Source organism: Rhizobium sp. 01L419 (assembly GCF_056400025.1).
Genome location: NZ_JBFTSM010000002.1, coordinates 214,668 through 240,627, shown reverse-complemented (window position 1 = coordinate 240,627; position 25,960 = coordinate 214,668). Strand labels below are relative to the sequence as shown.

Sequence of the window (25,960 nt, the reverse complement as noted above, 5' to 3'; positions counted from 1 at the left end):
GAAGACGGCATCGAACCCGCACGGAGATAGACGCTGATCAGCCCTTCGTTGGAATTTCCAGACGCACGACGTTTGCCGATTGGGTCACCGAAGTTTTCGCCTTCTCGAGGCAGGCGGCCAGATCCTCGATCTTGAAAGGCTTGGGGACGACTGGCCGTCCGACTTCCGTACCGGCCTCCAGCCTGTCGCTATAGCCGGTCATCAGCACGACGGGCAGAGACGCGTTTTTGCGGCGGATCTCCTCGGCAAGCTCGATCCCCGACATGCCCGGCATCATGATGTCGCTGACGACCGCCTCGATTTCCGGATGACGGTCCAGGATCTCGATCGCCTCGGGGCCGCCTGCGGCTACGAAGATCGTCGGTACGATTTCGTCGAGCGCCATTCGCACGGATTCCAGGGATGCCGGCGTGTCGTCGACGATCATGATCGTACGGGGAAGGTTTGCCGAAGGGGCTGAATCCGCACGCACCGCCCGCGGCTCGTTTGATCGCGGCAGAAGCAAGGTAAAGGCGGTGCCGTGGCCTGAAAGGCTTGCGACCTTGACTGCACCGCCGCTGCCGCTGGCGAAACTGTGGACCTGCGTCAGCCCAAGGCCTGGGCCGCCATTCTTCTTGGTAGAAAAGAACGGCTCGAACACCCGTGCAAGGTTTTCCGGGGCGACACCCGTTCCGGTGTCGGAAATCGTCAGCGCGACGAATGGTCCTTTCAGCCCGGCATCCTCCGTGGCGGCGTCGAGCACATTGCGGGCGGAAATTGTCACTTTTCCACCTCCCGTCATGGCCTCGCGTGCATTCGTGAGGACGTTGATCAGAGCAATTTCAAGCCCAGCAGGATCGACGTGAACCGGCCAGGTATCCTCCGGCACCCTGATCTCCATCAGGATCGTGTCGTTGACGGCTTGGCGCAGCAGCGGAGACAGTTCGGCAAGCCTGCCGTCGAGCTCGACCTGGGAGGCGCCTTGGTTGGAACGTCTCGAAAACGACAGTAGCCTTTGCGTGATCGCCTTTCCCCGAGCCACGCCATCGCTCATATGCGCCAGAAGCTGCGTCACGCGCTGTTCGTCGTTTCGCCGTCTCTTGATGCCCTCCACCCCGGACTGGAAAACCATCAGCAGATTGTTGAAATCGTGGGCCGCCTGCCCCGTCAGTTTTCCCAGCGCATCCATCCGCTGCCAATTGGCCACGCTTTCCCACTCCCGGCTTCTGGCGCGCACCTCCCTATAAAAGAGAAATACAGCCGAGCCCGACAGCAGGAGCGTGAAACAGCTCGCCGCGGCAAGCAGCATGGTAGCGTTGCGCGCCAGCCGCTCATAATCGGCGACCGGCAGGCCAACTCTTACCCGCCAGGGCGTGTCAGCGAGCGCGACCTCGGCGACCCGAAGCTCCATCCCGTCGTTGAGAGTCGCCGCGCCGAAGTCCTGGCCGGAAAAGCTTGCGAATTTGGTGGCAGGATTACCGGCAAGTGCGGGAGCGCCGGTCGACGCCACCAGACGGTCCTGTCCATCGACGATCCAGGCCGACCAGGACCCCGGAAGTCCGTTGGCATAAAGCAGTTTGGTCACGATCGTCGGCCGGATCACCACCGACAGAACGGCCCTCAAACGATCGTTCCTCTGGATCGGAGCGCGCAGCGCAAAGGCCGCCTGGCCTTTCGGCCCGATGGCGATATTGCCGACCACTGCGGCACCTGTGCGAACCAGGGCGTCGTGGCTTTCCATATCCACAACGCGCGTGTCGGCTGACGGATCGAGCGGCGGAAACGACAGAACCACTTCGCCCTTCTCGTTCGAGATCCGGATTTGCTCCCATTCAGGCACCCGATCGCGCAGGCGCCGCGCAGTCTCGACAAATGCGGCGCGCGGAATCGGGGGGTCGAGGCGGGGGGAATCGGCGACGATCGAGAGCAGTTGGACCTGGCTCTTGAGTTCACGTTGAAGCGTGGCGGCCAGCGTCGCTGCCCGACCACGAATGTCGTCGTCGAGAGAGGCTTGCTGCTCCTTGATGAAGAACCTTCCCATCAACGCCGCCAGTATGATGACCGGAATGAGCGATGCCGTAATGAGAAGGAGCGCTGGCCGGGTTTTGTTCAACGGACACTCCGGTGTGTTCTTTCGAACCCTATCAAATAATCCAGGGTAGGAAACTTGCAATGCCAAGTTGGAATGAGACTGACCTTTCCCCCGGATAAGCGGCGAAAGCATAGCCGGTATCGCTACTCGACCTCCAGATGGTGTCTCGCATCGGCAGGTAGGTGGCCTCGATCGGTTTCTTCTGGCTGATATGCGAGATGCCCCGCTTGTTGCCCAACCGGACGAGGAGGGCTTCAGCTTGAGCCTGGACATTCCTTGGCATCACAGGCGGTTTGCCTCTCGATCGCCCCGTAGGGATCGTGTTGGAGACATCGTTTCCCATCCTTCCGGGAGAAAGACAAACCCAGCGCGCGTCTGTTTCGCGGCGCGCTCCTGCCTCACATTTCTTGCCCCAGGAAGGCCGAAATCGCCTGCGCCAGCGCTGACGGATTTTCTTCTGCTACGTGATGACCGCTGTCGATGCCGAAACCGCGCACGTCATCTGCCCACGTCTTCCAGATCGCCCGCGGATCACCGTAGATCTGCTCAAGGTCGTCGCGCAGCGACCACAGACATAGCACCGGGCAGGCGATCCTGCGACCGGCGTCGCGGTCTTGCCGGTCGTGGATATGGTCGATGCGGATGCCGGCGCGGTAATCTTCGATCATGCCATGGACGACGAGCGGTTTGGAGATTGCCTCGAGGACATCATCATAGGCTTGCCGTCCCATCGCGTCCGGGCGCAACGTGTAGTACCAGGCGAGCGGATCGGCCGAGATTGCGCGTTCGGGCTTTTCGGGCTGGGCAAAGAAAAACCAATGATACCAATCACGGGAAAATTCCCAGTTCGCCCGCTCCAGATGCTCGAGCACGGGGAGCCCGTCAATGATCACCAATCTTTCGACGTGGTCTGCATGATCCATCGCCATGCGAAAGGCACTCAGGCTGCCGCGATCATGGCCAACCACGGCAAACGTGTGAAAGCCGAGTCTCTTCATCATGACGACGAGCGCAGCAGCCTTGGCCCGCTTCGACGAATAGCGGCTGTCGTGGGTGTCGGCAGGAATATAGGATCGCCCAAAGCCCGGCAGATCCGGACAGATGACCGTAAAGGATGGCGACAGAAGGTCGGCCACCTTCCCCCATGTCATGTGCGTTCTGGGGTGTCCGTGTAGGAGAAGCACCGGTGGTCCACTGCCGCCGATGCGCAGACGGATCGACCCTTCGGCAATCTCGACATATTGAAGCTCGAACCCTTCAAACATCGACGTTCCCGCATGTTCGCATGTCTGCTGCCGGCCAGTCGTTTGACGGTTCATCCCTGACAACGGACACGATGTATCGTCTCGAACGGGAGAGTTCATTGCGAAGTGCGGCAAGCCTGGGCCTAACCTCGCTCAGGATGTGATCAGGATCGTGCATCCGCGCGCCTCTGTTCTGTCCGAAGATCAACTCACGGATCGCGGCCGAGTTCCGGCTGTCAACGGAAGCACTGTCAGAAAGCGCCCTTCTTCCGACTTTGGCCAGAAGGTCAAAGGACGTGTGGCACCGGACCGTCCTGCATTTTGCCGCTCCGGATGTCCGGCGCTCGTGGCTTTTGGTCCCAGACCGCCCGCATCATCGTACGGCAATCGACAATAGTGCAGTGAAGACGGTACCCTGAGCCTGCTCAGTGGTGTAGGTCCCATCCATCTGGCTGACGAAGGATTTGATCAACCTGCTTCCCATGCCGGTTTTCGCTGCAACCGGCTCATATCCAACGCCATCGTCCGCCACTTCAAGCAGGACCTTGCCGTCGGGGCGATCAAGCAGCCTGATGCGGATGTGTCCGTCGTCACGACCGTCAAAGGCGTATTTCATGCTGTTTGTCAGAAGCTCGTTCAGCAGCAATGCAAATGGCGTGGCCTTGTCTGCATCGATCCTGATATCGTCGATCTCGAAGGTCAGCTGGATTTCGCGATCATGCAGCCCGACCAACGTGCGAACCAGGTTTGGGACGAACTGCCGTGCAGTGACGCTGCTGAACTGATCGAAGCCGTACATCTGTTCGTGCACCGCCGACATGGCGACGATCCGCTCGTTCACCCTCTGGACGGTCTCCGGCCGCAAGCCCTGCAGCCTGATAAGCGCCATCACGGTCTGCAGATTGTTTTTCACCCGGTGATGTATTTCCCGCATCAGCACCTGGTTGGTCCGAAGCGCCTCGGCAAGCTCTGCGGTGTGGTGCGCGTCCGCATGCGCGAGGCTCAGGATCTTCAATCCGCCGACCACGGCCGCACAAAGGGCCAGAAGAACGATCAGCGCGGCAATCGAAACATCGGTCCAGAAGGGCTTGAGGATTGCCACTGTGTCGGCCGATGCAATGGCGACGAAGGGCGTCCGCTCGACGATGCGGTATGCCACCAACCTTTCGACCCCGTCGACGGGGGACACGGACACATAAGAGTCCGATGTTGCCTTGCGCATATAGTCGGTAAACAGGATGTAGTTGCCGAGATCGACGACTTCTTTCGGCTCGGGATACCTTGCGATCAACTTTCCGTCGCGCCTGAGGAAGCTCACCGTCGAGCCCGGCCCAAGCGACGCAGCGTCCCAGATCGATCGCAGCATCCCGACATCAAAGGCCAGGATCGCGACAGCTTCGAACTTGTCGTTGCGCTCGATACGCGCTGCCGAGAGGAAGACGTGGCGATCCGTGTTGCGCATGACAGTCATCGCCGACGTATGGTCCTCTGCACCATTGGCCAGCCGGCGGAAATAGGTCTGGTCGACGATGTCGGCGGGGCTGCTTTCCCGGTCCGTCGAATAAAGAAGGGTCCCGTCCGCAGCGACCACATAGGCGGTTGCCGTGGTCGGCAATTCGGCCGTCGCGGCGTTGAACCTTCTAACGCGCTCCTCGTCCGGCAAGGTCTCCACCGTTCCGAAGGCATCGTCCATGCGGTGAAGGGTCTGGCGCGCCAGCGAATTGATCCAGATCGCGTTGGCGGCGACGATCTTGGCGGTGGCTGTAACCTGATCTTCCCCACGCCTGACGGCGGACATGTAGCTCGAATGCAGCCAGAAGCCCAAGACAAGCGAGAGCGCAAGGAACATTGAAACGATGGCGGCAATTGCAGCCCTGCCGACAATCGTGAAGCCTTTCGTGAGGCCCATTGAATCCCCATGGATCTAACAGGCAGCACTGTCGGATAGCAGGCTATCGGAGTCAAGGATAGGTTGCAGCCGCCCCTCTCATCCTCCGCTACCCGGTTGGGAGCGGCGACACAACGGGAACTGCGGCATCGGAATGGATAGGCGTCTGTCTGCAGATCCCGCCCGGACAGCGCCTCTTTCCGCGTTGGATTGGCTGGTCAGGTGAACAATGATGGTGCGTGCGATAGGTTTCGTAACCGATGGCTAAAGAACGCCTCGCGGGCTTTTTCCGCCCGCTCCCGAACCAAGAAACCGCTGCCGCGTTACTTGCGCAAAGGAGATCGCAATGCGTCTGGTCATCGAAAGCGATTATGAGCTCGTTTCAGGGGGGAATCTTGGGCGTGACGCCCTCGAGAGGGCACAGCAGTTCATCGATGAATTCCTCGTCTTCGTAAAGGCGAACGACGTCCGTCACGACGTGATTGACGAGATCGAACTACCTGCTCCAAAATCGCTCTTGGTGTCGGCGTTTTGTGTCGTGATCGCTGCCGAACGGCGTCTGGATATCAGAAGCCTCCTGATCAAGGCGGGCATTACGCTCGCACAGTACCGGCCGGGCCTCGGCCCACGGATCAGAGTTACGCCCGGTTCACCGCGCTGGCGCTCCGAGCCGACAATGTCCAAGGTTCATGCCCGTCGGCTTGAGCAAACCCTGCTGAGGGTCGCCGAGGAACGGGTCCAGCTCGCCGAAACCTATCTACGGGCCGTCTCGCGGTCGCTCAACTAGCGGCGAGCGGAGATGGCACGATCCAAAAGTGCGGCAAAAGCTCAGACTTCGGCCCGGAACCACACGTCCGCGATCCCCGCTCATTGCGGTCGCATTGACGACGCTCCCTGAATTGCGGGCGACGCTCGACCGGTTCATCCGAGTATCTGCCAGAGACCACTGGCCGCGCGCTGACAATCGCGTCTAGGCGCTTCAACGGACGCGCTGAAGATCGCCCGACGAAGTCCCCAACGTTTTCGCCCATCAACATGACCGCGGCGTCCCAAAACGCCAGGCACATCCTGTGATCGTACAAGAAGGCGGCTCGGTCATCCTGTTCGAGACCAGCTGGGTTTTTGCAAATTCAGCCATGGGGATGTCGCGTCAGTCGATGAATTTGACAATGACACCCGGCTTGACCATTCCCGCGAGCTCCTCGGCATCCCAATTCGTCAAGCGCACGCAGCCGTGCGATCCAACCTTGCCAATGAGTTCGGGATCGGGTGTGCCATGGATGCCGTAAGTCGGTTCGGTGAGATCAATCCACACGCTTCCGACCGGCCCGTTCGGCCCCTTGGGTATCGTCAGGACTTTGGTATTCCTGCCCTGCTTGAAATTGACCTTCGGATCATAGCGGTAGACAGGCATCCTGGCCACGCCCTTGACCTTGTGCGTCCCTTTTGGTGACGGATTGTCGTCGCTGCCGACGGTCGCCGGATAGATGGCGAGTAGCACTCCGTCCTCGCCATACGCGGCCAACTGTCCTCGTTTCTTGTCGGCCTCGATATGATCAATCCTTGCCTCTCGTCGAGCACCCGGCATCGCCACGTAAATCGTTGCGCCGGTTGCAAAATCGGAGCCGCGATTGAGCGCGTTCAAAAGATCGACATCCATATGAAATCGCTCGGCGAGTTTTTCGGCGACGCTCGTATAGCCCATGCTGGCCATTTCGGCCTTCTCGCCATAGTCTTCGGGAATATGGTCTACCAGACCCTGAGCGTCCTCGACCGTAACCGTATAGCGTCCGATGATCGGCCCACCGGCTTCCAGCTGACCGATGACCGCGGGGTCGATTTTCCCATCGGATGGCAGTCCGATCATGGTCTCGAAACCGGCCAGAGCCTTGATCACGTTTTCTCCGTAAACCCCGTCGATCACGCCCGGCGATGCACCGGCACGGTCGAGAAGCACCTGAAGGCGCACAATCGCGGGATCCGGATCGGTTACCGGCGCGGACGACCGACCCTGCGCTACGGCGGAAAGTGATGCGGCATTGATGGCATCAGGCGAAATTTCCGCCGCCTCGGCATTGCCGATACCAAGGATTGCGACCATCGATAGAAACACGAGCGTTTTCATGACCGATGAACTTGCCGCGCACGAAATAGGTTCCACGGCAATGCGTCCGCGGGTTCCCTGATTGAGGCGAGCGGCCTGTCGCCGCCGGAGATTTCGTCCTCCGTAGACCTTCGGGTCCGGCGGTTCGGACCGTTCTTGCGCGCGACTTTCGCGCGTTTTGGAACAAAAGGGCCGCTAAGATGCTTTTCTCTGCAGGCTAATGGAGGAAAACACCATGGTATTCACACCGAACGACCCCCTCGGCGGCCCCGGCCGCAATCCCGACCTGCGAACGACGCCAATCCACCGGCGCCGCTCATCATGGGGCCTTATCCTCGTGATCGCAGTCGTGGCCATCGCAGGATTCGCCTACTACAACTACATGGCCCCGACGACTGATCCGCAGACGACAGCCGCAACCACCCAGGGCGAGCTGCAGCCTGCTCCAGCCCCTGTCGCCCCGGCAGCACCGTCTGCGCCGGCTGCAAACAACGGAGCCCCCGCCCCCGCGGCACCGCCAGCGAGTGGCAATCCGTAACAAGCGAAAATTCGAAGCCCGGCGATGCTGCCGGGCTTTTCGGGTACGCGCGACCCGCCCGCTTTCCGCGGGTCCCGGCCCACATCATGGTCAAACGGTTTATGTCCTCTCCTGTCTCGCTGCCCGCCGCTCGCGTGATCGGGCCGTCTTGCGCGCATCGCGCAGTTCATGGATTGTCGGCTGCCACCAGCCGCGATGCCTCTCGTAGTCACCTGGTACGGCTCTCGCCGGCCATGCATGCACGAGTTCTTCCAGAGTAGCGACGCGCCACGCGGCCCAGACCCGATCGTGAGCCGCTTCCGGGTAGAATTCGTCTGCAATGTCAGGCGCAACCAGTTCACCAGTCACGTCAACGATCACCACGATCCCATAGAACGAGGTTGCGATGGGACGCTGAGATGGCGGCAGGTCATGGGCAGGCAGAGGGAGACGACGACGTCGTCGTTCGGCCGAACGACGTCGGGCTGCACGGTCTTGCTCGGTGCCTTTTCGCTCCGCAGCGCGCCTTCGCCGTTCATCAGGCTCGTTGCGCCTGGCGGCTTCCTCGATCCTCTGCCAGCGATGCTGCAGATCGTCGTATGAGCCGAAAGGCACTATCCAGATATGGCGCTCTCCATCCCAGCGGGCAAAAGGGATCTGCCGAAGTTCGCTCACCGCTGTACGGGAATAGGGCGTGCGGATGAGGAAACCCGTATCGCCAACCTTCAGATAGGGGCTGAGGATCGGTTCGAACGCATAGGCGTCGCGTCCTCTTTCGTCGGCAAAGAGGTCTCTTCGGGAGGCCTCGCGCGCAAGCCAGCGATCAATGCGGCGTCGGGCTGTGGTTCCGGGAACGAGCCAGGCATTTTTCTCCTCGCTCCATCGTGCGCGGGGGAATGTTTCCCGAAATCGCTGGACCGTCATCCTGTCAAACGGAAAGGACACCGCTTCGCCGGGATCTGTCGCGGCCACATCTGGCGGGGCGTCGTCGCTATTGTTCATGACCGATCCTTTTATCGCCGGCGTTTTCGCGCCGTCGGGCAAGGTTTGCCATCGCACAAGCATCGTCGTGCCTCCCCTGAGGCCCCTGACGGGCGGTAGAAATCAGTTTTGCGGCTCTCGTCGGGTGCTGACGTCCGTCGAGGCCGGAAGAGGCAAACTGTCGGTTGACGTTTGTGCTCCAAGGTTGAAACAGTCCAGCAGCCAAATGGTTCGGGCCTCGCCGGGCTCGGTTCTAACCAGCCGTCAGTTCTTCGTTCCAGCAGAGACGAGATGCATCACGAGGCGACCTGTCCGATGGCAATCCAGTGGTGTCGTCAGCCTTGCGGGAACATTGGCCTGTTCGCGAGCCGGGATTGTTCTTTGCACATATGAAGCGATATCGATGGGTGCGGCGGGCGACACATCTCTGCGACGACCGAGATCAGCGAACCCAATCGAAAGGTGAACCATGAGCCGAATCTTCATCACAGGATCAACAGATGGCCTTGGGTTAGCTGCAGCCCGCGTCCTTATCGAAAATGGCCATGAGGTCGTCCTGCACGCGCGATCAAAGGAACGCGCTCGAACCGTCGGCGATCTCATGGGCAAGTCTGTCTCCGTCGCTATCGGCGACCTTGCCAGCGATGCCGAGACTAGATCCATCGCAGATCAGGTCAACCGGATCGGGCCTATGGACGCCGTAATTCACAATGCCGGTATCTACGCGGAGAGAGGCCGCGGGAATACGCCGGAAGGTCACGCTAGAATCCTGGCCGTCAACACCTTGGCACCCTATCTGCTGACCGCCTTGATCGATCGACCGGCTCGCCTTGTGTACCTGACGAGCGGCATGCACCAGAATAGCGACGGCTCCCTTGAGGATATCGACTGGACAGCCCGCACCTGGAACGCAAGCCGGGCCTATTCCGAAAGCAAGCTTCACGTAGCGGCACTCGCCGCGGCAGTCGCGCGACATTGGCCTGATGTGCTCAGCAATGCCGTCGATCCAGGCTGGGTGCCGACGAAAATGGGCGGGGCCGGAGCGCCGGACAGTCTGGAGATGGGGCATGAAACGCAGACTTGGCTCGCAACTAGCCAGGATGAGGAGGCTCAGGTCACTGGCGGATACTGGCATCACCGCCAGCGACGCCAACCAGCGCGACAGGTCACCGACCTCGCCTATCAGGACATCTTGATGGACAAACTGGCGGAACTGACGGGGGTCAGCCTATTCCCGATCTCCGGCCGCTGACGGTTTGCCGCAGATCCCTCCTTCGCGCTCCTTGCCCAGGAAATACGAATATCGTCGGCAGATGCCTCAGTCCAAAAACGTCTTCCTCAAGCGATGAATATGAGCAGCGCCGATGCCGCAGCAGCCGCCGATTATTGTCGCACCCGCTTCGGCCCAGGAACAGGCATAACGCGAATAGGCATCGTCATTCAGATCGTTGCGGGTGTCGTGCAGGCCTTCATTGGCGGCTGCGTCGCCCTGCTCCCCTTCGAAGGCATTGGCGTAGACGCCGATTTCGAGGTGAACGTCCGCCTTCCGGAACACGCGCGCCGCCGTCTCTACGGCCGCCTGCATGACCTCGGGCTTGCTGCAATTGAACAGGAAGGCTTCGGCACCCGATGACACTGCCCAGGATGTTGCGTCCTCGACGCTTTCGCCGGAGCGAAGCTTCCGCTCGCCACTTTCGATGTCTGCCTCATCATCCGCCAATGTGAATGCGATCCAGAACGGTTTGCCTGTTGCCGCCACCGCCTTGCGGACGGCCTCGCCCTCGGCGATCAGGCTTAGCGTCTCGCCGAGCCATACATCGACGAAAGGATTGAGGTTTTCGACGAGCACTTTGAGATAATCCTGCACGCGCGAAGGCTGAAAATTCTGCGGCTCATAGGAACCGAAGATCGGCGGCAGCGAACCGGCGACCAGCACCTTCCGATCCGCGACGGTATCGGCCGCCTCGCGCGCCAGGCGACCGGCGAGGCGGATCAATGCCGCGCCCTCTCTCTGGAACCGGTCCTCACCGATATGGAAGGGCACGAGCGCATAGCTGTTCGTCGTAATGATCTGCGAGCCTGCGGCGATGAATTCCTTATGGACCTCACGCACGATATCCGGCGCGTTGATCAGCGCCAGTGCCGACCATTCCGGCTGTTTCAATTCCGCGCCCAGTCGCAGCAGCTCGCGGCTCATACCGCCATCGAGAATTCGGGTCGTGCTCATGAAGGGTTCTCCATTCAGGCGGTCGCGCCGTCACCGGCTGCGGGCTTTTCAAAATAAATTGGGCTGGGTGTGCGTGGTTCGTGCGCGCAGTCGTTCATGGCCGATCCTATTCCGCCGGCCTAGCGGCGAACCGGCACCTGCGCTTCGAGACCTCGAAAAACGCGGGCGATTATTGCGGTCAGGGCGAGATAGAAGAGGGTGACTACCAGCAGCGGTTCGTAGACGAGCAGGGTGTCCTGCCGGACCTTGTTTGCCACGGCATAGAGGTCCATCACCGTCACCGTGAAGGCGAGCGGCGTCGCCTTGAGCTGCATGACGATCTCTCCCGCAATCGTCGGCAGGGCGATGCGAATGGCGCGCGGCAGCCAGATGCGCCGGGTCAGCTTCCAGGGCGACAGGCCGAAGGCCCGGCCGGCTTCGAGCTCCCCCTTGGGAACGGCAAGCAGCGCGCCGCGCAACACCTCCGCCTCATAGGCCGCATAGTTCAGCGTGAAACTGACGGCGGCGAAGAAGAAGCCCTCGCGCAAGACGGGCCAGAACAGGCTCTGGCGGATGCCGGGGATCATGGGGAGCAGCGATCCCACCCCATAGTAGAGAAGCCACATCTGTATCAGCAGCGGTGTGCCGCGGAAGAAGGTGCAGTAGCCGCGGGCGAGCAGCCGCGTCAGCCTGCCGCCGCTGACCTGCGCGAAGGCAAGACCAATGGCGATGACGAAGCCGAATATGACGGAAATCACCAGCAGGCAAACCGTCTGCCAGGCGCCCGTCAGAAGCAGCGGCCAATAGGAAGAGATCCAGGTGAAACTCATGGGGCGCTTTCTTCAGGCAAGGCGCGGCTGTCCCCGTCGTACCCGCGCCTCGATCAGTTTGACGACGACGTTGGAAACGAGCGTGATGGCGAGGTAGAGAAGGGCCGAAGCGAGGAAAAAGACGAAGTAGTGCTTGGTGCTTGCCCCGGCAAGGCGGGTGGCGAGCGCCAGTTCCTGATAGCCGACGACCGCAACCAGCGCGCTGTCCTTGGTGACCGACATCCACAGATTGGCAAGACCCGGCAGGGCGTTCGGCAAGAGCGCCGGCAGCAGGACCCGGCGGAACCTCAGCACCGGCCCCATGCCGAAGGCCTTGGCGGCCTCGATCTGGCCAATGGGAATGGCGAGGATCGCGCCGCGCAGCACCTCCGTCATATAGGCGCCCTGCACGAAGCCCAGCACCGCGACGGCCGCGACGAAGCCGTTCACATTGACGGGCGGCAGATCCAACGCGGCCAGGAGCCGGTTGAGGCCATCGGTGCCGGCATAGTAAAGCCCGACGATCAGGATCAGCTCCGGAACGGCGCGGATCACCGTGGTATAGAAATCGAGCAGCAAGCGGAGCACGCGGTTGCCCGAGAGCTTTCCAAGCGCGCCGCCCATGCCAAGCAGCAGGCCGATCGCGAAGGCGCAAGCCGAGATGGCGACTGTGGAGACCGCACCTGCCAAGAGAACGCCGCCCCATCCCGGAGGATAGGGAGACAGCAGGTCCAGAATACCTTGTTGCGCAGTCGCCATTATCAGGACTGCTTACTTTGCGCCGTAGATGTCGAAATCGAAGTATTTCTTGGTAATGGCGTCATACTGGCCGCTGGTCCGGACCGCTGATATCGCCGCGTTCAGCTTGGCTTTCAGCTCCGTGTCTTCCTTGCGCAGGCCGCCCGAAACGCCAGCTCCGAGAATTTCCCTGTCGTCGGCGACGTCACCCATCTTGGCGCAGCAATCCTTGCCGCCATCGCTTTTCAGGAAAGCGTCAAGCGCCAGTGAATCGCCGAAAACATAGTCGATACGGCCAGAAGCGAGGTCCTGAAAAGCCTCGTCGAGCGTCTGGTAGGTTTTCTCCTCCGCAGCTTCGGCGAAATACTTCTTGTAATATTCGGACTGGATCGTCGACACCTGGATGCCGATGGTCTTGCCCTTTACGTCCTCGGCGGTGGCGCCCGGCTTCTGGTCCTTGGGACCGATCAGGGTGCTCGGCGTGTTATAGTACTTGTCGGTGAAGTCGATCACCTTCGAGCGTTCCGCGGTGTTCGACATCGACGACCAGATCACGTCGAACTTCTTGCTCTGCAGAGCCGGAATAAGGCCATCCCAGGAAATGTCGACGATCGAGCATTTCTCCTTCATCTCCTCGCAGACAGCATTCATGAGGTCGATCTCCCATCCCTGCCATTGGCCGGAGGCATCCTTGGCGAAGAAGGGCGGATAGGATTCGTTCATGACGCCGAAGCGGACTTCGGCCTGCGCGGCGACGGCGGAAAGCGCAAGTGCAACGCCGGCAAAAAGGGTGGGGATCAGCTTCATTCGCAGGATTCTCCTGGTTTGTGTTATCGATGAGAGTTCGCGCATCAGTGGGCGCGCAGACCGGTAAATTCCCGGCAACGGGCGCTCACCGGCGCCCCGAATACCTGCTCAGGCGGGCCTTCCTCCTCTATCCGTCCCTGATGCAGGAAGAGAACACGGCTCGAAACATCCCGGGCGAAGCGCATTTCATGCGTGACGATCAGCATGGTCCGGCCTTCTTCCGCGAGATCACGGATGACCTTGAGAACCTCGCCGACCAGCTCCGGATCAAGCGCCGATGTCGGCTCGTCAAACAGCATGACGTCAGGGTCCACGCAGAGCGCTCTTGCAATCGCCGCGCGCTGTTGCTGACCACCGGATAAGAAAGCGGGATAGGCGTCGCGTTTATCGAAAAGCCCGACCTTATCGAGCAGAGCCTCGGCCTTTTCGACAGCCTCGCGCCGCGAAATGCCCATCACGTGCACCGGCGCCTCGATGACGTTTTCCAGCACCGTCCGATGCGCCCAGAGATTGAAACTCTGGAAGACCATCCCCAGCCCGGTTCGCAGCCGCTCGATCTGCCGCCAGTTGCGCGGCTGCAGCCGTCCGCCCCGACCGATCTTCAGCGAAATCTCCTCGCCGTTGACCGCAATCCGGCCGCGATCCGGCATTTCCAGGAAATTGATGCATCTGAGGAAGGTGCTCTTGCCGGAGCCCGAGGAACCGATGATCGAAATCACATCGGACTTGTGGGCCTCAGTCGAAATGCCCTTGAGAACCTGTTGCGCGCCGAAGCTTTTATGGAGATCTTCGACACGAAGAGCAGGAAAGGGTTGATCCGACATGCATGGTTCCGGTTGAACTGAATTTGCGAAGGATAATGATAAAATAACGCGGCTTTTTCGCGCAATTTTCATCCATTCTGCATATTTTGTGCAAAATAATCTTCCCCGTGCGGCAAATACGGCAGAAACCATGAAGTGCCGCAGCAACAATTGGACTGGACAATGGTACAACTGGATCGCTTTGACCGTGACATTCTCGATATCGTTCAGCGCGACTGCCAGCTGAAAGCCGAAACGATCGCCGAACGGGTTGGACTGTCTGTCTCGGCCGTGCAAAGGCGATTGAAGCGGCTGCGCGAGGACGGGGTGATCAAGGCGGAGGTGGCCGTCGTCGACCGCAAGGCGACGGGGACATCGATGGTGTTCATCGTCGGGATGGAAATCGAGCGGGACAATTACGACGCTTTGGCGAAGTTCCGCCTCTGGGCAGAAAAGCAGGATCACATACAGCAGGTCTATTACGTCACAGGCGCGGTCGATCTGATCGCGATCGTCACCGCCCGCGACGTCGAGCATTATGACGACATCGCGGCGCTGATCATGGCGGAAAACCCGCAGATCCGCCGCATGCACACGAATGTCGTGCTGCGGGACGTCAAGCTCGGCCTGTTCGTCCCGCTGGAATAACGGGCAAGCAGTGGTCTCACCAGCAAGCTCGATGATGCCGCATCCAGCCAATCTGCAACGCTGCGGATGACGGGTAGGACGATGGCTCAACCTCTCACCCGATCAATCGTCCAATCAGCAGCTTCGCGCCGCTAACCTCTCGGGCGTGGCTGCACATCCGCAAGCGGACCACCAATGATGGTCTTCCTATCCGCCGTTTGACCGGACTGCGATATCGCACCGGACGGAAACGATCGGGAGTCGTCTTGCCGGCAATTCCTCTCGCCCCCGCCGCGGTGCGGTGGGGCAAAACCAACCATTGAAGGTTGACTCTCCCCCACCGGCCACTAGCTTTTCCTACGCGCAGTTGTGCTTTCGACTACCTTGCTGAAACAAACGAATGGTGAGTTAAGTGAAGGGAATCAAAGAACTTTCGCACAGCGAAATCGATCATGTCTCCGACGGCGCTTCCGTTACTGGCTTCGTCAGAAGCTATATCGACGGCGCGGCCGCATTGGCCGGCGGCGGGGCGATGGGTTATGCCGCGGCAATCGGTGCCGGGGTCGGTCTATCGACCTTCGGGGTCGGCGCTCTTGCCGTCGGAGCGGCAGGCCTCGGAGCCTACGGCATCTACAGGCTCGCAACAGCCTGAGACAGTTCCTTTTTCAGATCACTCGGGCTCTTCGCCGTGAGGCGAGGAGCCACCAGAGATCGGTCCGCACCCACAAGTGGCCGATTGGCTCCATCGTCAGAAAGCGTGATCGTTTGATTTCAGCCAGCCGCTTTTACGCCGATCCCGGGGCAAGCTGGGGATATGAACCAAGCTTCGATGAAACGCTGCTGGCCTGGTGGGGCACGAAGGGCGGACACCCGACGGTTTTCATCGGCGAGATTACAGCAAAACCGCCCAAGGCCTTTGCCAGCTTTTCCGGACCCCTGCTGCATTTCTCCTGGCGCAGCTACACCAACCGGCTGTTGCTGACGGAGGGGGACCGGCTGTTCGAGGTGGACCCCAGACATCCGAACGAACGCATCGACGTCACGCCGCAGGGTTTCCAAACCTGGCAGATCATCGCGGAGCCGTCCGCCGCCGGTGCAAGACAGGCCGTCATCTCGCACGACCGCAGTCCCGCCTTCACCGATCTTTACACGACGCTTGCCGACGGCACGGCACGGCAATTGCTCGAGGAAAATTCCGGGCGCACGGAAAGCTGGCTGCTCGATGCCGATCTTTTGCCCTGCCTGCGCGTCGAGCGCGGCGAGGATGGCGTCAGGCGCTATATCGCAAGGCTTGCCGACGACAGCTGGAAAGAGATTGCGGCACTGAAACCCGAGGAAACGCTGATCATCTGGAATGTCGATCCGCATGGCCTCCGCTACGAGGCGCTGTCGAACCGCGGCCGCGACAAGATCACCCTCGTCGACATCGATCCCGCAACCGGGCGGGAAACCGCAATCGCCGGCAGCGACGCTGTCGATATCCTCGATGCGATCCGTCTCAACCCTGCAGAGCCGACCGACCTTATCGTCATCCGCAACGGCTTTCCACGGCTCGTACCGATCTCCAAACGCGGCGAAGCCTTCGCCGAACTCCTGTCCAGCGCTGGCCGGCATGCCGATTTTGAAATTACCGGCGCGTCGAAGAGTGGCAGGATCATCGGCGCCTCCGTCTCCTTCGACGCGCAGCAACCGCGGCCCATGCTCTTCGATCTCGCGGCGAAAACCACTCAGCCGCTCGGGCCCAAGCCACGGGCGCTGCCCACAACGGCAACCACACCTGTTGAGATCGCCACACGCGATGGCGAGCAGTTGAGCGCCATTCTCACATTGCCGGAAAAGGCCGCAACACCGTTGCCAGCCGTCATCACCGCCCATGGCGGCCCGGCGCGGCATGAGAACTGGGGCTACCACCGCGACAAGGCCTTCCTGGCAAGCAGAGGCTATGCCGTGCTCTCGGTCAATTATCGCGGCTCGACCGGTTTCGGAAAGCGCTTCCAGGCGCTTGGATTCCGCCAGTTTGGCCGCACCATGCAGGACGACCTCGCCGATGCCGCACGATGGCTGATCGACAAGGACATTGCCGTGCCCGACCGCATCGCCATCCAGGGCGAAAGTTTCGGCGGCATGATCGCCGCGCTCTCCATGAGCCGGGACCCTGGGCTTTTCGCCGCCGCCATCATCGATTATCCGGTCGTCGATCTGCCCTTCCAGATGGAACACAACCCCGCCACCTGGGCGCTTTTCACCGACCAGGTGGAGCGATATTTCGGCACGCCCGTCAACGAGGCGGATGCCCGCGCGCTCCACGAATTTTCGCCGATCAACCAGGTCGAGCGTGCCCAGGGCGCCTTCCTGCTGACGGCAGGCGAAGCCGATCCGATCGTCGGCGCCGAGCAGACCAGGCGCTACGAAATGGCGCTCCGCAAAGCCGGTCGCACGGTGAGCGCTCTCTACTTCTCCGGCGAAGCACACGGCTACGCGAAATGGCAGACGAAACTGGCCAGAGCCCGTGCAATAGAGCTCTTTCTTGCCGGTTGCATTGGGGGAAGGGCAAAAAAATTCGATTGGCGGACAGCCCTGGCAAGGCATTGGAAATAGGAAAAAATTGCGCATCAAGGACGATTTCCACACGCTGCGCGCGTCGATTTCATTGATCACGAAGGGTTGATGCTCGCAGTGATTGCTCTAAACTTGTTCTCGTTCGCTAGAAACGGCGGATTTCTGTTCACCTCGGAGGCACCTATGGCTGACGTTCAGAGCGTTAACGCAAATTCGAACGACTACTACATCCTTCCCCTCGAAGACTTTGAAATAGATGCTGTCAACGGCGCCGGCTCCTGGGTCGGCCACGTCGATCGCGGCATGATCGGCGGCACGGCTGCGGCCGGCGCTACCTTTTCGACAACAGGCAGCCTCGGCAAGGCCGGGATAGCCAGCGGATTCGGATTTGCCGCAGGCGCCGGGAACAGCGTCTACAACGGCGGATTATCCGGGAGCGGCAACTCGAGCGGCCGCGTGATCTGCACGCATTTCTATCGGCGTGGAAAGCTAGACCGCGATCTTTGGCGGGCGGACCTCGAGTTCACTTTCGAGAACCTGTCGGAAACCACCATTCGCGGCTATCATTACTGGGCGATCCCCTATGTGCGCCTGATGCGGCGCAGCCCGCTCGCAGAGCGGATCATGTATCCACTGGCAAAAGCCCGTGCTGAGGAAATCGCATTCCAAGCAGGCCGTCGCGTCAAAGGATCGTTTTCCGGCAAGATCGTCCGCCTGATAGGCGAGCCGATCTGCTACTTGATCGGCTCCATGGTGAAGCAAAAAGACTTTGCGCCGCTTTGGACCGAAACCAGTAAAGGTTGAGGTGTCGCCGTGAGCCCAGTCCTACGCATCATCATCAGCGAAGTCGGTCTTTCCGCAGTCATTGCGGCGGCCTCTGTGATCGGATTGCCGAAGCTCAGCGATCCGGCAGCGGCGGTAAATTATCCGCTGGCCGTCATCGTGTTTCTGGCATGCTCCTTTGCCTTCACAGGGTACGAACTTCTCACCCGGCAAACCTGAGCTTTCGAATTTGACAAGATCATGGGGCCGGGTCACCGGCCTCATTCTCATCACCCAAGGGGTGTTCCTTCCGTCGGAAGCTTCATTTTTCCTCTCAAGGTTGACGAAAATTCCTTTTCGCCTAGCTCCCTTAAGGACGTCAGAGGAGGAAAATCCAAGTGAATGTCCATACAGGCCATCCTGCTCCGCCCTTACCCGACCATAGAGATCCTGTCTCGCTGAGATGAACCTGTTTCGCCGAGAAGCTCTGGAAAGACAATCCCAGCGGCTGGCGGGAACGGTCTCCATGGCCGTACCGATGGGCTGGCATCTGACCGGCTATCTGATGGCCGTTGTGCTTGCTGCCGTCGTGATCTTCCTCTCGACGGCAAGCTATTCGCGCATTGTCCAGGCCACCGGCGTCATCCTGCCGGACAAGGGAATTGCAGTGGTTATCCCACCCCGCGCCGGTGTCATCATGCAAATGATGGTGGCCGATGGCGACCCTGTGAACGAGGGTCAGGAACTGATCGCAGTGCGTTCCGAGGACTATCTCGTCAGCGGCGAATCCGCCTCGAAAAAAGTCGCTGAGATGCTGCAGCGCCAGAATGCCAGCATCGACGAGCAACTGCAGGAAGTGAAGAACGACGAGGCAGCGCAGACGGCGCAGTTTTCCGCCCAGATCGCCGGCTTCGAGACGCAGATTGCCAAGCTCGACGGCCAGATCGAACTGCAGCAAGACCTCATCAAGTCGATCGAGGCCGATGTGGAGCGCATCCGCGGCCTTGTCAGCAAGGGCATCGTGGCGCAGCGCGACGTACTGCTGCGCGAGGACTCGCTGACCGAGCGCCGCCAGCAGATGTCGGTCATCGAAAGCACGCTGTCCGAGCGCCGTTCCGATCTCTCCGACGCTCAGCGCATGCTCGACCAGGTGAAGGCGCGCGCCAATGAGAAGACGGCGTCGCTTGAGGCGCAGCGCGAAGACGTGAACCGCGGCATGGCGACCAACGAGCAGTCGCGCGCCTATATCATCCGCGCCGCCGTGCCCGGCACCATATCGGGGCTGACGGCCAAGATCGGGGAGGCCGTCAATCCGCAGCAGCCGCTGATGAGCATCGTGCCGGAACAGGCGGTATTGCATGCGCAGCTGGACGTGCCCAATGCCGCCATCGGCTTCGTCGAGGTTGGGCAGGATGTACGGCTTGCCATCGACGCCTTCCCCTACCAGAGTTTCGGCACAGTGGGAGGCCATGTCAGCAGCCTGTCGAAAAGCCCGGTTTCGCGCAGCGGCGCTGACAGTGCCAGCCTCAATTATCTCGTCAGGATCGAGCTCGAGCGGCAGGATATCCTGGCCTACGGCAAGCCGCAGGCGCTGTTTCCCGGCATGACGCTGTCGGCCCGCATCGCGACGGCTCGCCAATCTCTGCTGGAATGGCTGTTCGAGCCACTCTACGCCCTGCAGCGGCGCTAGGGGAGGCCTTGTGAACACTGCCGTCCTTCAATCAGGCTTTCTCTCCAGCGCCCGCGTGCGGCTGATCCGCCAGACGGAGGTCAGCGAATGCGGCCTTGCCTGCCTTGCGATGATCGCCGGTTTCTACGGCCGCAGCACCGATCTGGCGACCATGCGCCAGCACTTCACACCCTCGCTGCGCGGCGCGCCGCTCTCCAGCCTCATCAGGATCGCAGACCAGATCGGCTTGTCGCCGCGCGCCGTCAAACTGCCGCTGGAGCAGATCCCCAATCTGGCGCTTCCCGCCATCCTCCATTGGGACATGAACCATTACGTCGTGGCCGAACGGGTTTCGGCCGGCAAGGTGCTGATCCACGATCCGGCAGGCCGCAGCGAATGGCTCAAGATCTCGGAAGTGTCGGGCCGCTTTACCGGCGTGGCACTGGAGCTCAGGCCCAACGAAACCTTTGAGAAGAAGAGCGAGCGCGAGACGCTGCGCTGGTCGCAGCTCTGGAGCCGCATCACCGGGCTTGCCGGCGCCTTCGTGCAGGTGCTGGTCTTGAGCCTCGTGCTCCAGGTCTATGTGCTGGCACTGCCTTATTACCTGCAGATTGGCATCGACACGGCGCTACCGGCGCTCGATCACGATCTGCTGAGCGTGCTGGCGTTGGGCTTCGGGCTTTTCACGATCTTCAATGCCGCCGCAACCTTTCTGCGCTCCTTCGTTATCCTGGCCGCAGGTGCCGCCCTCGGCTTCGGCATTGCCGCCAATATTGCCCGCAAGCTCTTTCGCCTGCCGCTCGATTGGTTCCAGAAGCGTGAGGTCGGCGATATCCTTTCGCGCTTTCAATCGGTGACGCCGATCCAGAAAATGCTGAGCGAAGGCATTGCCGCGACACTGGTCGATGGCGTGCTAGCGCTGACGACACTGGTCATCATGTTCTTCTACAGCGCCCAGCTGGCGCTGGTCGCAATTACCGCCTTCTTCCTCTATTTCGTCGTGCGCCTCGTTTCCTTCTCACTGGAGCGCCGCGCGCAGGAAGGCAGCATCATCGCCCACGGCAAGGAACAAACGGCCCTGATCGAGACGATCCGAGGCATCCAAACCTTCCGACTCTATAACCGGGAAAGCATGCGTCACAGCATGTGGCAGACGCTGCTAACCGATGCCGTCAACGCCAATATCCGCGTCTCGCGCGTCGGCATCTGGCAGAACACCGCAAATGCCCTGATCTTCGGGCTGGAAAACATCGTGACGATCTGGCTTGCGATAGGCTTTGTGATGCAGGGCGGCTTCAGCGTCGGCATGGTCTTTGCCTATCTCGCCTACAAGGGCCAGTTCCTGGAAAAGACCGGCAACCTCGTGGACCAGGCAACGGCCTTCTTCATGCTACGCCTGCATCTGGAACGCCTGTCGGACATCGCACTGGAACCGGACGACCGCAGCTTCGGCTCGACCCAGGACACGATGACGGAGCTGAAGGGTTCGATCGAGCTTAAGAATCTCTCCTACCGCTATTCACCAACCGATCCGCTGGTGCTCTGCGATGTCGGCCTGACGATCGGCGCCGGCGAGCACATCGCCATCACCGGTCCCTCTGGCTCGGGCAAATCCACGCTGTTGAAGCTGATGATCGGGCTTCTGGAACCGATGAGCGGCGACGTGCTGATCGATGGCATACCGCTCAGCCAGTTCGGCTACAAATCCTTCCACAACCAGATCGCCGCCGTACTGCAGGACGACAATCTCTTCGCCGGCTCGATTGCCGACAACATCGCCCTCTTCGACGAGCGCCCGGACCAGGACGCCATCATTGCCGCCGCCAAGGCAGCCGCGATCCACGACGAGATCATGGCAACACCCATGCAATACGAGACACTGGTCGGCGACATGGGTTCCAGCCTGTCAGGCGGCCAGAAGCAGCGCGTGCTTCTGGCGCGTGCCCTCTACCGCCAGCCGAAGATGCTGTTCCTCGACGAAGGCACCTCGCACATGGATGTCGCCAACGAGGCACGCGTCAACGCCTCGGTCAAGGCCCTCGGCATTACCCGCATCATCGTTGCCCACCGGCTGGAAACCGTGGCTTCGGCCGATCGCGTGCTCTATCTCGACGCCAACGGCCTCGTGCCCGTCGAGACGCGCCAGGTGTTTCAGTGATGACGGCGGAAGGGATTTCTCCAGATGATTTCGCACCTCGCTGGAGCGGGATTGTTTAAGGTCTGTTCAGATCCGGCGTCGATAAAGTAGCTACAGTCCGGGCGCCTCTACGGCCCCACGGACACGAGCGATATGTCTCTGAAAATCCTTCCTTTCCTCCAGTAGCCGGGCATTTGCGACCTTTATCATTCCATTTTCAACCTTCAGCAAACACGAGGATCAAACGAAAGGAGCCTCCGGCGAACTGAGTTACAACCTTTTACCGTGGCAGCGTCTCCTGATTGCTGAATTGATAAGCGTTAACCTTTCGTTAACCATAGCTCCCTAGCTTTCCGGAAGCGAAGCAATACTGTCCGGCTATTTTCGAGGAGGGTGCCATGTCGCTCGTAACCGTGCCCGGTAAAATTCGCCTTTATGGCGGTCACGCAGTCCTGATCATGACGGAAGGAAACCTACATCAGGCCGTATGCATCACGGACGATGCCATGCCTGCTGGTGGCGACGTTATGCAAGGGCTCCTTCAGTCTCTTCATCTTTATGAGAGTATCGCCGATCGCAAGTTCGCCGAAGGCGAACTGGCATATGACGGACGGGTATGGATCACCTCCTCCGACATAAACCCCCACTAAGCAGCGGAACCGAGTTTGAATTCCGCCAACTGAAGATCCGGAAGAGCCCGCGGAGGACGATGGCTGCCGAAAGGCGATTGGATGTCTCCCGCCACGCTGCTGGAACGCAGTGAACCGGCCGCTATTCGTTCTTCCGATATCCGCTCCAGGTGCGTTCGTGCCCTAAAATTTCGCGAGCACTGAAAATCGGAGCCGAGAGCCTGCCGTCGTTCCGGCCCTTGTTCGACATGGCAACAAAGCCGGAAGCAGGCCAGTCGCTAAGGCTCAAAACAACGAACATAACCTCAGAGCATCATAGATGGCGGCATGGATGTTGCGGCTGGAAACCGCGTCGCCGATCCGCACGAGGTCGAAACGCCCCTCGCGGTTGCGCTGCGGCAGCGGTGGCTGACGATCGATCAGAGCGGAATAGTCCACCGCACCGAGATTCCGCGAAAGCGGCTTCATCTCGAGATAGAGCCCGTCATTGGCCAGCGTGCCATGTTCGACAACGACCTGGGAGACGCGCCGCTGCCATTGTGCACCGTCGTCAAAATCCGATCCGAGCACCGCGACGAGGGAGTTGCCGTCGCGCCGGACGGATTTGAGACGCGTGTTGATGGTCACCCTGACGTTCCTTTCCGCGAAGGTCCGTGCATAGGGCACGTGGTTCATGCCACCCATCTCCGGGGCGAAAAAGCGTTCGGGCGAAACGAGTTCCAGCTCAGCACCGCTTCTGGCGATCACTTCAGCTGCCGACATGCCCGGATGTCCGCCATTGTCGTCGAAGAGGAGTACAGAGTCGGCCGCCTTGACGCTGCCGGCAAGGATATCCCAGGAGGAGGTTACAAGTTCATCGCCGGCATCGAGTTCGGGCTGTTGCGCGATACCACCGGTCGCAATGACAACGAGGTCGGGCTCAAGATCCAGAACGTCAGTTGCCTCTGCGTAGACATCATAGTGTATGCGAACACCCAGCCGCTCCAGTTCCGCCAGCCGCCAGTCGATAATGCCTATCATCTCCTTGCGTCGGGGATTTCGAATGAGAAGATTGACCTGTCCGCCGGCCTTTCCCGTCGCTTCCAGAACGTCCACCGCATGTCCACGCTCGGCAAGCACACGGGCAGCCTCAAGACCGGCCGGTCCAGCACCGACCACGACGGCTTTGCGGCGGATCTCCGCCTTGGCGATCTCATGCGGGATCTGCCCTTCACGACCGGTCGCTGCATTGTGGATACAGAGCGCTTCGCCGCCTTCATATATCCGGTCAAGACAGTAGGTGGCGCCGACGCAGGGCCGGATGCGTGCCTCCTCACCATCCGCGATCTTGCGCACGATATGGGGGTCGGCGATATGGGCGCGCGTCATCCCGACCATGTCGAGCTTTCCCTCGGCAATCGCATGACGGGCTGTTGCCACGTCGGCGATACGCGCGGCATGAAAGACAGGGAACTTGGTTATCGCCCTCACCTCGCCGGCAAAATCCAGATGCGGCGCAGACGCCATGCCCTGAATCGGGATAACCTCGTTAAGCGCGACATCGCTGTCGATATGACCGCGGATGATGTTTAGAAAATCGATGTCACCGGATCGCGCAAATCGGGAGGCGATCTCGACGCCCTCGTCGCGTGACAGTCCCTTCTGCCAGTCCTCGTCTGCGACGAGACGCATGCCGACGATGAAATCCGGGCCAACCGCCTTGCGGATTGCCTGCGTGACCATGACAGAAAAACGCATGCGGTTATCAAGCGAACCGCCGAATTCGTCCCCACGCCGATTGGTCGCCGGCGACCAGAAGCCGTCCAGCAGGTGGCCATAGGCCTCGATCTCGATGCCGTCGAGGCCGGCTTCCTGCATGCGCTGCGCGGCTGTGGCATAGTCTTCGACGATGCGTTCGATGTCCCAGTCTTCCGCCTCCTTCGGAAAGGCCCGGTGCGCCGGCTCACGGATCGGCGAGGCAGACAGCACCGGCAGCCAGTCACCCTTGTTCCAGCCTGTGCGGCGGCCCAGATGGGTCAGCTGGATCATGACCGCTGCCCCATATTCATGACAGTCGTCGGCGAGCGCCTTCAGCCAGGGCACGATCTCATCACGATAGGCATGGAGATTACCGAAGGAGGCCGGTGAATCTTGCGAGACGATAGCCGATCCCGCCGTCATGGTGAGCGCAATACCGCCCCTGGCTTTTTCCCTGTGATAAAGCCGATAGCGATCCGTCGGCATGCCGTTTTCAGAGTAAGCCGGCTCGTGAGCCGTAGACATGACGCGGTTTTTCAGCGTCAGATGTTTGAGTTGAAAAGGCTGCAGGAGGGGGTCTCTGGAGATCATTGCCGCTCTCGTCATTTAGATGAACGTGGCCCATCGAACCGCCATCCTGACCGATGTCGCAAAAAATGACGATCCGGCAGGCGTCGCATTCTAGCCTGCCTGCGCCCGCCGGCTGCGGCCGAAATCGATTGCGGTGTGCCAGAGCACGGCGCCAAGGATGACGGCGCCGCCAAAGAAGGTGGCAACCGGCGGCTGTTCGGAAAACATGAGCCAGACCCAGAACGGGGTCAATACAATCTCCATCGTTCCGATCAGCGCGGCTTCCGCCGGCGGCATACGTCTTGCCCCGGCCAAAAAGAGGACAAGCGCGAGTGAGAAGTTGGTGGCGCCGAATGCTGCCAGCACGATCCAGTTGTGAAGGTCGAGCGAGCCGACCGAGCCGAAAGGAGCGAAGATGACGAGGGTCAGAAAGGCACTGACAACGGTCGGCGGCAGGCTCGGCACGTCGGGATTGATGCGCGGAATGATGATGACGAGCGCAAAGGAAACGGTCATGCCGAGCGCCAAGAGGTCGCCGACCCCGGTGCCGCCACCGATCGACGACGCGACGATAACAGCAACACCCAATAGCGAAATGCCACCGGCGATCATCGTTCGCCGAGCAACCCGCTCCTTGAGGATGATCCATCCGAACAGGGCAGCGATGAAGGGCGCTGTCGAATAGATCATCGTCACATTCGCAACGCTGGTCATGTAGAGGGCCCCGATGAAGCAGCCCTGGCTGACAGTCTGGCAGACAATCATCGCCAGACCGGACGGATGCAAGACCGAACGCCATTGGCGCCGCGAGATCCCGCCTTCGAGGAATAGGCAGGGGATCAGCAGGAACAGCCCGCCAAATAGCGATCGCCAGGCGATTGCCGTCCAGACGTCGGTCGTCAGGAGCCGCGAGTAAACTCCACTGGCGCTCCAGGCAAGTGTCGCCCCGATGACGAGAAGGATACCCTTCTCGCGCTCGCCGGCACTGAGGTGCCTGGCCGGATGTTCAATGGTCACGCAGGTTAGTCTCGAAGGAGGAAAGTCAACGCATATCCTTTCTGCACCGGCCATTGACATCAGACAAACGAATAGTAGAGATGAA

The 25,960-nt window shown here is 60.5% G+C and carries 23 protein-coding genes; 11 read left to right on the top strand and 12 right to left on the bottom strand.

Annotation, left to right across the window (positions count from 1 at the left end):
• Positions 1–37: 37 nt before the first annotated feature.
• The 3 genes from AC1DUP_RS04985 to AC1DUP_RS04975 all read right to left on the bottom strand — a co-directional run bounded on the left by AC1DUP_RS04985 (position 38) and on the right by AC1DUP_RS04975 (position 5,224).
• Positions 38–2,092: a response regulator gene (locus AC1DUP_RS04985; RefSeq protein ID WP_477832223.1), complete on the bottom strand. Its 2,055-nt coding sequence runs from the start codon at positions 2,090–2,092 to the stop codon at positions 38–40.
• A 377-nt stretch (positions 2,093–2,469) separates the two neighbouring features.
• Complete coding sequence (locus tag AC1DUP_RS04980; protein WP_477832222.1) at positions 2,470–3,336, bottom strand: alpha/beta fold hydrolase; 867 nt, start codon at positions 3,334–3,336, stop codon at positions 2,470–2,472.
• Between the two features lie 352 nt (positions 3,337–3,688).
• Positions 3,689–5,224 (bottom strand): sensor histidine kinase, encoded by a 1,536-nt coding sequence (locus AC1DUP_RS04975; protein WP_477832221.1) that lies wholly within the window; start codon positions 5,222–5,224, stop codon positions 3,689–3,691.
• A gap of 325 nt (positions 5,225–5,549) precedes the next feature.
• Between AC1DUP_RS04975 and AC1DUP_RS04970 the strand changes: the two genes are divergently transcribed.
• A complete protein-coding gene (locus AC1DUP_RS04970) occupies positions 5,550–5,990 on the top strand; it encodes a hypothetical protein (RefSeq protein ID WP_113298663.1) in 441 nt (146 codons plus the stop codon).
• Between the two features lie 363 nt (positions 5,991–6,353).
• On the opposite strand, the gene AC1DUP_RS04965 is transcribed toward AC1DUP_RS04970, so the two are convergent.
• Complete coding sequence (locus tag AC1DUP_RS04965; protein ID WP_113298662.1) at positions 6,354–7,328, bottom strand: L,D-transpeptidase family protein; 975 nt, start codon at positions 7,326–7,328, stop codon at positions 6,354–6,356.
• 214 nt (positions 7,329–7,542) lie between these two features.
• Here AC1DUP_RS04965 and AC1DUP_RS04960 point away from each other — a divergent pair, with 214 nt between their 5' ends.
• A complete protein-coding gene (locus AC1DUP_RS04960) occupies positions 7,543–7,845 on the top strand; it encodes a hypothetical protein (protein ID WP_113309062.1) in 303 nt (100 codons plus the stop codon).
• A 99-nt stretch (positions 7,846–7,944) separates the two neighbouring features.
• On the opposite strand, the gene AC1DUP_RS04955 is transcribed toward AC1DUP_RS04960, so the two are convergent.
• Positions 7,945–8,826, bottom strand: coding sequence for a hypothetical protein (locus AC1DUP_RS04955; protein ID WP_113309081.1), 882 nt, complete (start codon positions 8,824–8,826; stop codon positions 7,945–7,947).
• Between the two features lie 448 nt (positions 8,827–9,274).
• Between AC1DUP_RS04955 and AC1DUP_RS04950 the strand changes: the two genes are divergently transcribed.
• Entirely contained in the window at positions 9,275–10,057 is a 783-nt protein-coding gene (locus AC1DUP_RS04950; protein ID WP_113309061.1) for an SDR family NAD(P)-dependent oxidoreductase, read from the top strand.
• Between the two features lie 66 nt (positions 10,058–10,123).
• Here AC1DUP_RS04950 and AC1DUP_RS04945 read toward each other — a convergent pair whose 3' ends face one another.
• From AC1DUP_RS04945 to AC1DUP_RS04925, 5 genes are all read right to left on the bottom strand, one after another.
• The gene (locus AC1DUP_RS04945; protein WP_477832220.1) at positions 10,124–11,032 is read right to left on the bottom strand and encodes a homocysteine S-methyltransferase family protein; all 909 of its coding nucleotides are present in this window, start codon (positions 11,030–11,032) and stop codon (positions 10,124–10,126) included.
• A 119-nt stretch (positions 11,033–11,151) separates the two neighbouring features.
• Complete coding sequence (locus AC1DUP_RS04940; protein ID WP_113309059.1) at positions 11,152–11,841, bottom strand: ABC transporter permease; 690 nt, start codon at positions 11,839–11,841, stop codon at positions 11,152–11,154.
• A gap of 12 nt (positions 11,842–11,853) precedes the next feature.
• A complete protein-coding gene (locus tag AC1DUP_RS04935) occupies positions 11,854–12,579 on the bottom strand; it encodes an ABC transporter permease subunit (RefSeq protein ID WP_113309058.1) in 726 nt (241 codons plus the stop codon).
• A 12-nt stretch (positions 12,580–12,591) separates the two neighbouring features.
• Positions 12,592–13,365: a transporter substrate-binding domain-containing protein gene (locus AC1DUP_RS04930; protein ID WP_113309057.1), complete on the bottom strand. Its 774-nt coding sequence runs from the start codon at positions 13,363–13,365 to the stop codon at positions 12,592–12,594.
• Positions 13,366–13,409: 44 nt separating this feature from the next.
• Positions 13,410–14,189, bottom strand: coding sequence for an ATP-binding cassette domain-containing protein (locus AC1DUP_RS04925; RefSeq protein ID WP_113309056.1), 780 nt, complete (start codon positions 14,187–14,189; stop codon positions 13,410–13,412).
• Between the two features lie 162 nt (positions 14,190–14,351).
• On the opposite strand from AC1DUP_RS04925, the gene AC1DUP_RS04920 reads away from it, so the two are divergent.
• The 8 genes from AC1DUP_RS04920 to AC1DUP_RS04885 all read left to right on the top strand — a co-directional run bounded on the left by AC1DUP_RS04920 (position 14,352) and on the right by AC1DUP_RS04885 (position 22,572).
• Positions 14,352–14,816 (top strand): Lrp/AsnC family transcriptional regulator, encoded by a 465-nt coding sequence (locus tag AC1DUP_RS04920; RefSeq protein WP_113309055.1) that lies wholly within the window; start codon positions 14,352–14,354, stop codon positions 14,814–14,816.
• Positions 14,817–15,207: 391 nt separating this feature from the next.
• Positions 15,208–15,447, top strand: coding sequence for a hypothetical protein (locus AC1DUP_RS04915; protein ID WP_113309054.1), 240 nt, complete (start codon positions 15,208–15,210; stop codon positions 15,445–15,447).
• 113 nt (positions 15,448–15,560) lie between these two features.
• Entirely contained in the window at positions 15,561–17,393 is a 1,833-nt protein-coding gene (locus AC1DUP_RS04910) for an alpha/beta hydrolase family protein (protein WP_113309053.1), read from the top strand.
• Positions 17,394–17,462: 69 nt separating this feature from the next.
• Entirely contained in the window at positions 17,463–18,158 is a 696-nt protein-coding gene (locus AC1DUP_RS04905; RefSeq protein WP_477832219.1) for a hypothetical protein, read from the top strand.
• Positions 18,159–18,167: 9 nt separating this feature from the next.
• Positions 18,168–18,356, top strand: a complete 189-nt coding sequence (locus AC1DUP_RS04900) for a hypothetical protein (protein ID WP_113298651.1) — start codon at positions 18,168–18,170, stop codon at positions 18,354–18,356.
• A 286-nt stretch (positions 18,357–18,642) separates the two neighbouring features.
• A complete protein-coding gene (locus AC1DUP_RS04895; RefSeq protein WP_477832218.1) occupies positions 18,643–19,806 on the top strand; it encodes a beta-barrel domain-containing protein in 1,164 nt (387 codons plus the stop codon).
• 10 nt (positions 19,807–19,816) lie between these two features.
• Complete coding sequence (locus AC1DUP_RS04890; protein WP_113309051.1) at positions 19,817–21,943, top strand: peptidase domain-containing ABC transporter; 2,127 nt, start codon at positions 19,817–19,819, stop codon at positions 21,941–21,943.
• 377 nt (positions 21,944–22,320) lie between these two features.
• Positions 22,321–22,572, top strand: coding sequence for a hypothetical protein (locus AC1DUP_RS04885; protein WP_113309050.1), 252 nt, complete (start codon positions 22,321–22,323; stop codon positions 22,570–22,572).
• Between the two features lie 264 nt (positions 22,573–22,836).
• Here AC1DUP_RS04885 and AC1DUP_RS04880 read toward each other — a convergent pair whose 3' ends face one another.
• Both AC1DUP_RS04880 and AC1DUP_RS04875 read right to left on the bottom strand, forming a co-directional pair.
• Complete coding sequence (locus tag AC1DUP_RS04880) at positions 22,837–24,879, bottom strand: NADH:flavin oxidoreductase (protein ID WP_113309049.1); 2,043 nt, start codon at positions 24,877–24,879, stop codon at positions 22,837–22,839.
• A gap of 90 nt (positions 24,880–24,969) precedes the next feature.
• Entirely contained in the window at positions 24,970–25,875 is a 906-nt protein-coding gene (locus AC1DUP_RS04875) for a DMT family transporter (protein WP_113510223.1), read from the bottom strand.
• Positions 25,876–25,960 lie beyond the last annotated feature (85 nt).